The organism is Hyphomicrobiales bacterium, from assembly GCA_030688605.1.
Classification (GTDB): Bacteria; Pseudomonadota; Alphaproteobacteria; order Rhizobiales; family NORP267; genus JAUYJB01.
The window spans coordinates 1-2,759 of record JAUYJB010000030.1 but is presented as its reverse complement, the minus strand read 5'-3'; the positions used below and the strand labels follow the sequence as shown (position 1 = coordinate 2,759).

3 protein-coding genes are annotated in these 2,759 nt (G+C 62.6%); all 3 read right to left on the bottom strand.

Features of this window, described 5'->3' with window-relative positions; genetic code table 11:
• On the bottom strand, positions 1-940 hold a 940-nt coding region (locus Q8P46_03710; protein ID MDP2619271.1), incomplete at its 3' end, for an Ig-like domain-containing protein.
• A 7-nt stretch (positions 941-947) separates the two neighbouring features.
• Positions 948-1,592: a hypothetical protein gene (locus Q8P46_03705; GenBank protein ID MDP2619270.1), complete on the bottom strand. Its 645-nt coding sequence runs from the start codon at positions 1,590-1,592 to the stop codon at positions 948-950.
• A partial coding sequence (locus Q8P46_03700; protein ID MDP2619269.1) for a hypothetical protein occupies positions 1,593-2,759 on the bottom strand: 1,167 nt, incomplete at its 5' end.

Sequence of the window (2,759 nt, the reverse complement as noted above, 5' to 3'; positions counted from 1 at the left end):
GAATGAAGCCAGCCGACGTGCGGACGTTCTTGTCGTTTGCTGACGCGGTGATTGTGGACCCTGACCACGAGAACGATCCGGTATCGCCGTTGGCGAAATCCGCGCCGGTCAGGTTCGTCCAGATCGACGCCTCAGACACCGTAACCGTCACCGTGCCAACCGCGCTCCCGACGGTATTGCTGATGGTATAGTCGAAAGTCGCAGTCCCTATGAAATCCGTCACGGGTGTAAACGACACGTCGCCGCCGACAATCGACACTGTGCAATTCAACGCATTGCCCACCGAGATCAGCGAGAGATTGCCGCCCGTATCGTTCGCCAGCAAAAATGCAGCCGAGATCGGCTTGGCCGTGTTTTGCGTCGCAACGTCGGTGTCGTTTGTAGCGACCGGCTGCTCGTCTTCTTGCGCGCCGACAGGGGTTCCGATTTCAGCGCCGGAAAGATTCCATGAGCCGGTCAGGGACCCGCTTTCCGCAACGAACCGCGCGGCATTGATCGGGGAATTGGCCGGGGTGTACGCGCCCGAGCCGACATACATGCGCTCGTTCTGCCCGCCGCCGTTGGTCAACGAGCTGGCGGCCTCCCAATTCGCGCGGCGCCGGGTACTCAATTCCGGGCGGACAAGCGTTACGCGCCCCTGCATCCCTTCTCCCGACCCGTTGCCGATGCGACCGAGATAGAGCCCGTCCGTTCCTCCATAGCCGTTGGACCCCAGCCCCTCGGGTGTTCCCGATGCCGGGTAGGTGTTGTCGCACTTCACCCACGTCCACTTGTGATCGGACGTATGCCACGTCTCGCCGCCATCCGACGAAAATTGCAGGATGACCTTGCTGTCGTCGGCGCTGCATACGAGATCGAAGTGCAGATCGTAGGAGAAATATGTCTCGGGGTCGAACGCCGTTACAACGTCGGCCATCGTCCCGGATTGAATAGCGGTCATATCGTCCTCACGAAATTGCAGGAAGGTTCGGCCCGAGCCGGTAGCGTATGACGGTCGCCGAATAGCCGGAGCCCGCACCGGGCGCACCGATGAACAGGTTGCCCGCGTCTGTGCCTGTGTCGCCGGTGAATGTGTGATCGAGTGCGTTATCGATCAGGCCGTAAAACGTATCGCCGCGCCGCGAGATGCCGATTGTAAGCTCGCTCATCCAGCCGGCAGCTTGCGCGCCATCGACAGCGTCGTTATCGTTCATCCATCCATCGGCCACCGCCGCATTTTTCGCGTACATTATCGGATTGGTAGTTCCCGGCGCTTGCGCACCCGTGCCGGTTAAGTTGGGCGAGAAGCCGATGATGAGCCCGTGACCGGCCGTCGCAGGCCACGTCCCGCACAACATCTGGAAATCGAAATCCTGCGATGCGGCGATGAAGCTCGATGCTGTACGAATGTTCACGTCACTCGCATCGGCGGTGACTGTGCCGGTGTCCAGCGTGAACGATGGGGTGTCGCCGATCCACAGGCCGGACGGGGTTAGAACCCAGGGGACCACGGCGTCGATGCCGTTCACGGTCTTGACACTGGCGATGGCCACGCCGCTCACGGTCTTGACACTGGCGATGGCTGTCCCCGAGATGGTTTTTACCGTCGCCATCTAGGTCACCGTGATCCAACTGCTCGATGGGTTGAAGTAGATGACATCGGCCGTAACGGCCCATCCGACGACACGCACCACCGCGTCGGTCGTCGTTGGCGCTGTCGCCGTTATCGCCGCAGCCGTCTCCGAAACGTAGAGCTCATCGCCCGGCGTCCAGTTCCAGGTGTCGTCCCGCACGAATGATCCCGGCAGCGCCACATTCATGGCTTCGTCGGCCGACTTGGTTGCAAGCGAGATCGCCAGCATGACACCGCCGGCGGTTGTGGCCGCGCTGGCGTCAGCCGAGGCCCACTTGCTCGTCGAGTTCAGATAGACGAGGTCCATCACCGTCGAGGAGCCGTTCGCCACGAACGAATTGGTCTGAGGACCGTTGGCGGTGTGGTCAGTGCCCGGCACGCCGTCCAACTGCCCGCCTTCGGCAAGACTGTCTGGTGTGACGACGCGTGCGGTATCCGTGCCCGCCTTGGTCTCGGCAACGGTCGCCAACTCGACGATGCCGGCGGCCGTGTCGGAAGCTGCCGCCGGGGCGCCCACCGCCTGCCCCGTTTTCTTCCTCGGGTGCACCGTGAATACAGTCGTGCTCTTGGCGCGAAGAAGAACGCGATCCCCGGCTTCCGCTGTAAAGTTCGCATCGCCGTCGACTTCAAACACCGCCCCGTCGGTGAAGATGTGGGCGGCGTTCATGTAAAGCTCGACTTCGGCGCCCGCTTGCGGAGCGTTCGCCATCGCCGAGAAGGTCACGGCCACGCCGGTCAAAGTCACATAGTTGCCGAGCGACCACGGGTCCATCGTCGTCGCGTGCGCTGCGATGGACGCATTGGCGTCGAAAATTGAGGCCCCGGACATAGTGAGATCGCCGGTCATGGTGCCGCCGGTTTTGGCGACAGCCGCCGCCGCTACGTTCGCGGGCGTCACAGCACGCGCGGTATCCGTTCCGGTGATAGTTTCCGCATCCGTGGCAAGCTCGACGACGCCGGTGGCGGATGCCGTCGCGGCCTGCTTGATGTTCGTGAAGGCGGTCGCTGCATTCGCGACGTCTGAGAGATTGTTCGCGGCAACGAGATCGCCTGCGCCCTGGTCGCCGGTGCGGACGAATTGAACGGTGAGCGCGTCGGTGTTGGAGAATGTCCCCGATCCGGTGACGTAGGTGACGGCGAGCTCGGT